This is a genomic window from Thermodesulfitimonas sp. (assembly GCF_052743955.1).
Map to the genome: position 1 here is coordinate 1 of NZ_JBRAIN010000077.1, position 8,296 is coordinate 8,296.

7 protein-coding genes are annotated in these 8,296 nt (G+C 56.0%); all 7 read right to left on the reverse strand.

Features of this window, described 5'->3' with window-relative positions; translation table 11 throughout:
• Nucleotides 1-637: glutamate synthase-related protein (locus ACUVTA_RS07205; RefSeq protein WP_445952281.1), on the reverse strand; the 637-nt coding region annotated here is incomplete at its 3' end.
• Nucleotides 638-772: 135 nt separating this feature from the next.
• On the reverse strand, nucleotides 773-1,510 hold the full coding sequence (locus ACUVTA_RS07210; RefSeq protein ID WP_445952282.1) for a hypothetical protein: 738 nt from the start codon (nucleotides 1,508-1,510) through the stop codon (nucleotides 773-775).
• A gap of 22 nt (nucleotides 1,511-1,532) precedes the next feature.
• Nucleotides 1,533-3,137, reverse strand: a complete 1,605-nt coding sequence (locus ACUVTA_RS07215) for a glutamate synthase-related protein (protein ID WP_445952283.1) — start codon at nucleotides 3,135-3,137, stop codon at nucleotides 1,533-1,535.
• Nucleotides 3,134-4,231, reverse strand: a complete 1,098-nt coding sequence (locus ACUVTA_RS07220) for a class II glutamine amidotransferase (protein WP_445952284.1) — start codon at nucleotides 4,229-4,231, stop codon at nucleotides 3,134-3,136. The genes ACUVTA_RS07215 and ACUVTA_RS07220 overlap by 4 nt, the downstream gene beginning before the upstream one ends.
• A 212-nt stretch (nucleotides 4,232-4,443) precedes the next feature.
• The gene (gene glnA / locus ACUVTA_RS07225) at nucleotides 4,444-5,742 is read right to left on the reverse strand and encodes a type I glutamate--ammonia ligase (RefSeq protein WP_445952287.1); all 1,299 of its coding nucleotides are present in this window, start codon (nucleotides 5,740-5,742) and stop codon (nucleotides 4,444-4,446) included.
• 282 nt (nucleotides 5,743-6,024) lie between these two features.
• Nucleotides 6,025-7,446, reverse strand: coding sequence for a type I glutamate--ammonia ligase (gene glnA, locus ACUVTA_RS07230; protein ID WP_445952285.1), 1,422 nt, complete (start codon nucleotides 7,444-7,446; stop codon nucleotides 6,025-6,027).
• A 378-nt stretch (nucleotides 7,447-7,824) separates the two neighbouring features.
• Nucleotides 7,825-8,296 (reverse strand): NAD(+) synthase (gene nadE / locus ACUVTA_RS07235; RefSeq protein WP_445952286.1); only part of this gene is annotated, 472 nt, incomplete at its 5' end.

Here is an 8,296-nt window from a genome sequence, read left to right on the forward strand (position 1 = left end):
GAAAAGGCTCCGCGTAAGACGTTCTGCGTCCTACGTTCTGCATTTTAATTTCTACGTTCGCCGTAGGAAGCGATGGTACTGCCGCCTGCCATTTATAGACCCTTAGTTCAGCATTTATCGCGGCGAGCTTCGTCAGACCACGTACTTTATTCTGTAGTCGCTGTGCCGCATGGGAGTCATCGATAGCGATAGCGTCGGACATCCCGATGGGCAGGGAAGTGGAGCGGCCAAGCGGCGCCATGATCTTCTTGAGTTCCGTATCGAAGCTCAAAAAGACATCCACCACCCGTTCCGCCACCTTTTCCGGATCCAGACGCCGGTAAAGGCGCGGGTCCTGGGAGGTTATGCCTTTCAGACAGCGGCCGATATTGCAAATATTGCACCGGTCACCCTCCGAACCGATGCAGCCGGCAGCCGCCTGCATGATATATTTCCCTATCTGGACAGCGGAGGCGCCTAGCATAAAAAGGGCTGCTGCGTTGGCCGCGAGGTTGCCGTGCTTCCCGATGCCGCCCCCCGCGATGAGGGGGATTTCGTTCTGCATACCCACCTTGACTAGGTTCAAGTAACAATCACGGATATTGCTGGCGATCGGGTGTCCCATATGGTTCATCGAAACATTATAAACGATATCCAACAAATTAACCAGTATTTTCCAATTTTTATCTTCCTCTTGACAACTGCTAATATTTTAGCACATCATCAAACCCAACTTAACCCCAAGTGCGAAATAATTACGGCCAAAAGTCTCCTTATTCCCCAGTGAAAGCCCTTACGGCGCATAAAGTCGCCCGTAAGGTCGGTAGCTTACCGGTACCAACTTGGTAAACTCCGCTCCCAGCACCGCTTCCGGATCGTAACCGAAATAACCACAGAACTCCATGACAATTTGCCGCAGCAACCCCCAGTCGGTTTCGTTCGGCGGGAACGGCTGCACTTCTTTCCCCAAAAAAAATTCTTCTACCGTACCCCGTAAAAAGATTGTTCCGCCGTGCATTCCCGTGCCGGTATAATCACCTGTAAGAGGTTCGCCGTCTTCCCGCCCCAGACCCAGAATCACAAGTATCCCTCCGGCCATGTACTCCCCTAAAAAGTCGCCTGTGGTGCCTCCGACCACTACAACCGGCACCTTATCGAAATACGCCTTCATGTGAATGCCGGTGCGGTAGCCCACATTTCCCTTTATAAAAAGCTTCCCGCCGCGCATCCCGTAGCCACAAACGTCACCGGCGTCCCCGTGGATAACCACCACACCACCATTCATGGTATTGCCGACCCCATCCTGGGCGTTGCCCTTCACGGTAATTACCGGACCGTCCATAAAACAGGCCAGATCATTCCCAGGAACGCCTTCAATAGTAATGCAGACCGGACTTTGCAGGCCAGCACCGATGTAGCGGTGGCCATTTACGTTCACCAGGAGAAACTCCTTTTCCCCGGCCGCAATTGCCTCCCGGATGCGTCGGTTCAGCTCCCGGTAATGCAGACAAGCAACATCAATCCGTAACATCCCTCATCCCTCCAAGCCTCGGTTAGGAGCCGGCAGCCTTGACCCCGAGAATTTCCAGTTCGTGCGGCTCCAGCCCTATACCCCGGAGTCTGAGTCTGCTCCCCCGGAGGCTCTCAATGGCGTTAATCCCCAAGGCACCGAGGATTTCCTTTAGTTCTAGCGACCATCCTCGCAGGAGGTTATAGAGCCGCTCGGCAGCCTTTTCGGGGTCGATTCTTTTAACAAGCTCCGGCCGCTGGGTAGCGATGCCCCAACTGCATTTTCCGGTATGGCACTTTTGGCAAAGGGTACACCCGAGCGCCACCAGGGCCGCTGTTCCAATCGCTACCGCATCGGCGCCAAGGGCGATCGCTTTGGCTACGTCTGCGCTGGAACGGAAGCCGCCCGACGCCACGACCGAAACACGGTTCCTGATCCCTTCCTTGCGAAGCCGGTCGTCAACAGCCGCCAACGCCAGCTCCACCGGGATGCCCAAGTGATCCCGGATAATAAGCGGCGCTGCCCCCGTGCCGCCTCGGAAACCATCGATGCAGATAATATCCGCGCCGGCCCGAGCGATTCCGCTGGCAATAGCCGCCACGTTATGCACCGCCGCGATCTTTACCGCCACCGGCTTTGTGTATCCGGTCGCTTCCTTGAGCGCAAAGATAAGTTGCGCTAAATCCTCGATCGAATAAATATCGTGGTGCGGCGCTGGCGAGAGTGCATCGGTACCCACCGGGATCATCCGTGTCCGGGATACCTGCTCGTCAACTTTCTCGCCCGGCAAATGCCCTCCGATCCCTGGCTTCGCGCCTTGGCCGATTTTGATCTCAAGAATCCGGGCGCGGTTGAGGTAGTCCGGCGTTACACCGAAGCGCCCCGAAGCCACCTGGCAGATGATGTGGTCGGCGTAAGGGTAAAGGTCGGTATGTAGCCCCCCCTCGCCTGTATTCATCAGGGTGCCGGCCTCTTTAGCCGCCATCGCCAGTGCCTTTTGGACATTGAGGCTGATCGCGCCGTAGCTCATTGCGGCGAAGATAACTGGCGTTTCGATCTGGACCTGGGGCGGCAACTGCGTCTTTAAGCGGGGCTTGTTTCCGTCTAACGCCACCGCGACCGCGTCAGGCTTGGACCCGAGATAAGTCCTGAGCTCCATCGGTTCCCGGAGCGGGTCGATCGACGGGTTGGTTACCTGACAGGCATCGATAAGAAGATGGTCAAAATAGCTCCGGTAGGGCTTGTCGTTGCCCGCCCCGGTCAGAAGCACGCCCCCTGTTTCCGCCTGTAACCGGATATTCCGCAGGTGCTGGGGTAACCAGTAGTCGTTTCCCTTGAAGCAACGGGCCGCCGGGTTGGGTTCGACGGTAATTGCCCCCTCGGGACAATGAGTTTGGCAATAATTGCAGCAGACGCACCGCGTGTTGTCCGCGATAACCTGCTCCGAAAAGCGCTCTTTCGCTTCTGTCAGTATCTTGGCAAGCTCCGCCTTGTCATCTTCACTCTTCATTAAATCAAGAGCTTTCTGTAAGGTGCCGCGGGTGAAACTCAGCGCCCCGAAGCCGCAGCCGCGGACGCATATGCCGCACCGCCGGCAGCGGGAGTGGTCGATCTTTACCACAAACTCGGGCGGTAGAAAACTTTTCATACCACCACCCCCTCCTTAATCTCTGCCATCACCGGTTCACCGGCTTTGATCGCCCGCACCTCGTCTAACTCTCCTATAACGCCCCTGAGCGCGCTTTCTTCACTGGCGATCAGAACATACTCGTCTTTTCGCCCGTAGACCATCGGCCTTAGTTTTATCCGGTCCGTCAGCCCGATCATCCCCCGGGTATACGAAACCACGATGCTGAACGGCCCGTTCAGGAGCGCCGGACCGTATACCTGGCGCAGCGCGGTGTAAAGTTCTCTTTCTGTTGCCGGCATCCGGTCGATCTCCTTCCAGAAAGGTGCCGCCAAAACCCGGCAAACCAGCGACAGCGGCAACCCATGTCGGCGGTGCAGGAGGTCGAAAAGGTAGGCAACCACTTCGGTATCCGTTTGCAGCTTTAAGCGGTAACCAAACATTTCTAAGTATCGCTTGTTTGCACCGTAAGAGGAAATCTCACCGTTATGAACTACCGACCAATCCAGGAGGTTAAAGGGATGCGCGCCGCCCCACCAGCCTGGGGTATTCGTCGGGAAACGACCGTGTGCTGTCCATAAGTATCCCTCGTACTCCTCGATCCGGTAAAACCGCCCGATGTCTTCAGGAAAGCCTACCCCTTTAAAAACGCCCATATTTTTACCGGAGGAAATTACAAATGCCCCCGGAATCTGATCGTTAACGGTCATCACGGCCTGCATAACGAAGTCCCGCTCGTCGATCGCAGTGACACACCGTTCGAAGCACTCGGGGCGCACCGTCAGAAAGTACCGCCAAAGCACCGGGGGGTCCGTAACTGCCGCTACCGGCCGGGTCGGTATCGGCTCCGCCTTATGAACCGTTAGGATCTTTTTTAAGTAAGACTCCGCTTCTAGCTTGGCCCTCTCACTGTCACAGAGGAGGTGAAACGCATAGCAATCCTTGAACTCCGGATAAATGCCGTAGGCAGCAAAGCCTCCGCCCAAACCATTGGATCGCTCGTGCATGGAAGCGATCGATTTTAAGATGGCTTCCCCGTTAAACCGCCGTCCCTCAACGTTTAAAATGGCGCTGATCGCGCAACCCGAGGGAATTCGCAACGGTTCTTCCCGCATCCTTACACCTTCCCCTCTGCCGCCGCTTCTTCTTTCCTAAATATGCATATACGTCGTACCTGCCGCTAGCCAGAGTTTTCCCGACTGCTGAAACTGACCGGCGTCTGGAGTGCCTGGCGGTAAAAATCTCTCCTACCTTTCGGGAAAAAGCGACCAGGGTTACTTGGTCGTTCTTGCACGGGCAAACGTATTCCCTTTGGTTTTGTTTATTTTTAATATTTCGTCAAATAAGTGTGTATCTCCCACGGGTGAACCTGCGTCCGGTATTCATCCCACTCTTTAAGTTTGGCCTCCATGAATTTTTCGTAAATGTGCGGCCCTAGTGCCTCCTTGATTACTTCGTCCTTCTCAAGTTCAGCCAACGCTTCGATAAGGGATCCGGGCAGAGACTCGATACCAAGCTCGGCCCGTTCTTCCGGCGTTAGGTGGTAGATGTTCTTATCTACTGGTGCCGGCGGCTGAATCTTGTTCTTTACCCCGTCAAGGCCCGCTTTAATAATGGCGGCCAGCGCGAGATACGGGTTACAGGAGGGGTCAGGGCTCCGGAGCTCGATCCTGGTAGAAGGCCCTCGCTTGGCCGGAATCCGGATCAAGGGGCTCCGGTTGCGGCACGACCAGGCGACGTAAACCGGCGCCTCATAGCCAGGGACCAGCCGCTTGTAAGAATTAACCGTCGGATTGGCCACCGCGGTGATCGCCTTGATATGTTTCATTACCCCACCGATGAAATGGTAGGCGACCTCACTCAGTTGTAGCGGGCCGTTAGGGTCATAAAAGGCGTTTTTCCCGTCTTTAGCCAGGGAAATGTTTGTGTGCATCCCCGAGCCGTTAATCCCGAAAATCGGCTTGGGCATGAAGGTAGCGTGGAGACCGTGGCGTTGGGCAATGGTCCTGACCACCATTTTGAAGGTCATAATCTTATCGGCCACGTCAAGGGCGTCCGAGTACTTAAAGTCGATTTCGTGCTGACCAGGCGCCACCTCGTGGTGGGAGGCTTCAATCTCGAAGCCCATCTTTTCCAACGTCAGGACGATATCCCGGCGGGCTTCTTCCCCTAAGTCAATCGGACTTAAATCGAAATAGCTTGCCTGGTCGTGGGTGATGGTGGTGGGCCGTCCTTTTTCGTCGAGGTGGAAGAGGAAGAATTCCAATTCCGGCCCTGCATTGCAGGTGTAACCCATCTCGGCCGCTTCTGCCAGTACCCGCCGGAGGGCATGCCGCGGGTCACCGATGAAGGGCGTGCCGTCCGGGTTATAAACATCACAGATCATCCGGGCTACCGCGCCGTCCCGCGGCCGCCAGGGGAAAACGATAAAGGTTTTCGGGTCCGGCCGGAAGTACATGTCCGACTCTTCAATACGGACAAAGCCCTCGATGGACGAGCCGTCAAACATGAGTTCACCGTTGAGGGCTTTTTCCAATTGTTCAACGGTGATAGCCATGTTTTTTAGGACGCCGGGGATATCGGTAAACTGAAGCCGGATGAACTTCACTCCTTCTTCGCGGGCCATAAGAAGGATGTCCTCTTTTAGTACACGGTCTGCCACGCTTCACACCTTCCTTGCTTTCGCCGCCGCAGATTCAGGGCCGGCAGTTATTTAGTCTTAGTCTATTTCTTAGAAAATATAACACGTCCCGCCGGAAAAACACAATATTTTTTCTCTGGCGCGATGATACTTAGTAACCCCCGCAGCGGCCTATTTACCGTGAAATCCTACCTTACGGCAGAATATCCGTTTGATAAGGAAGGGGCGGGAGAGCCCCGCCCCGGTACGCCACAAATAATGGGCGGCTTAGATATCAAAATAGAGCGCGAATTCGTACGGGTGGGGCCGCAGACGAATAGCATCCACCTCGTTGGCCCGCTTATAGTTAATCCACGCCTGGATCAGGTCTTCTGTGAAGACGCCGCCCTCGAGCAGGAAGGCGTGGTCGGCCTCAAGTGCCTTGAGCGCCTCTTCCAGGGAGCCGGGCAGCGCCGGGATACTGCCGATCTCCGCCGGCGAGAGCTCGTAGATATCCTTTTCTAACGGCTCACCGGGATGAATCTTGTTTTTGATGCCGTCAATGCCCGCCAAAAGCAGCGCTGCGAAGGCCAGGTACGGATTGCAAGAGGGGTCCGGCGGCCGGTATTCAATCCGCTTGGCTTTGGGGCTGGACGAGTACATCGGGATGCGGACTGCCGCGCTGCGGTTCCGCTGGGAGTAAGCCAAATAAACCGGCGCCTCAAAGCCGGGGATCAGGCGCTTATAAGAGTTGGTGGTGGGGCTGCAAAACGCCGCCAGTGCCGGCCCGTGCTTGAGCAGCCCGCCGATGTAGTAAAGCGCTAGTTCGCTCAGTTGCGCGTAACCGTTCGCCTCGCAGAAGAGCGGCCGGCCGTTTTCCCACAGACTCTGGTGGACGTGCATCCCTGAACCGTTATCCTGAAAGATCGGTTTCGGCATAAAGGTAGCTATCTTACCGTATTTGCGGGCTACGTTCTTCACGATGTACTTGAACATCAGGAGTTGGTCCGCCATGCGCGTAAGCGGGGCGAAGCGCATGTCTATCTCGGCCTGCCCTGCGGTGGCTACCTCGTGGTGGTGGCACTCTACACTGATGCCGCAGCACTGCATCGTCAGCACCATTTCGCTCCGGATATCCTGGAAGGTATTAGTCGGCGGCACCGGGAAATAACCTTCCTTGTAGCGCGGCTTGTAGCCGAGGTTGGGGTTTTCCTCCCGGCCGGAATTCCAGAAGCCCTCAACCGAGTCAATAAAATAATAGCCGCAGTGCTGGTTCTGGTCGAAGCGCACCTCGTCTAAGATGAAGAACTCGGCCTCCGGTCCCCAGTAACTTACGTCGGCAATCCCTGTGGCCTTTAAATAGGCTTCGGCCTTCTGGGCGATGTAGCGCGGATCCCGCTCGTAGTTTTCGCCGGTTACCGGATCGACAACGTTGCAAATCAAGCTCAGCGTAGGTACCTGGCAGAAGGGGTCGAGTACGGCCGTTGGGGGATCTGGGATCAGGATCATATCGCTCTCGTGGATGCTCTTAAAACCCCGGATGCTCGAACCGTCAAAACCAAAACCTTCCTTAAAACTTTCCTCCGTCAACTCGCTGATCGGCACCGTAAAGTGCTGCCAGAGACCCGGCAGGTCCATAAACTTTAGGTCCACAAATTCCACCTTTTGCTCCCGGGCAAAATTAAGCACATCTTGCGGTGTACGGCACATTTAGCGCTCTCTCCTTTACTTCCAAAATTTTTTAGAGACTTTTTGACTTCCTTTTGCTGAGAATCAACCGGCAACATCAACATCTATCTTAATCTGCCGACGGTAAACCACTCCTCCTTTCCGCACTTTTCTAAATATCACCCTAAAAGTCGCCAAAAGTGAAAAGACCCTTCCGGCAGGCTCCGTAAACCTGCCTGAAGGGCCCCGTTGCCCCGATCTTATTCGGTTCAGTGGTGCTGCTGAAAAAGCACCGCCAAATTACGCTTTCATTTTACCAAAAAACTCTCTCTTGTCAATAAAATGGTTGGGTCAAACCTCACCCGGCCTCCCTTGCGGTAGCAGCCGCCGGTTCGCATCCGGACTTCGCTCCTGCGGGACTTACCACCCGGGGTGCCAGGCCACCGGGAAGCGCCGCCCCATACCGAAGGCCTTAGTGGTCACTTTTAGCCCCGGCGCGGCCTGCCGCCGCTTGTATTCGGCCCGGTCCACGCGCCGGATCACGTCCTGCACCAGGGCCGGGTCGAAGCCCCGGGCCGCGATCGCTGCGGCGGGAAGGTTTTCTTCGATGTAGGCGCGGAGGATCGGGTCGAGGAGCCGGTAGGGCGGGAGGGAATCCTCGTCGCGCTGGTCGGGGCGCAACTCCGCAGAAGGCGGCTTGGTGTGCACGCTCGCCGGGATGATTTCCCGCTCCCGGTTGATGTACCGGGCCAGTTCGTAGACCATCGTTTTCGGCACGTCCGCCAGGACCGAAAGCCCGCCCGACATATCGCCGTAAAGGGTGCAGTAGCCGACTGCTTCACGTTGGCTTCGCCCCCTCTCTTTTACCCCGCCACTCGGGTGGCACATCATA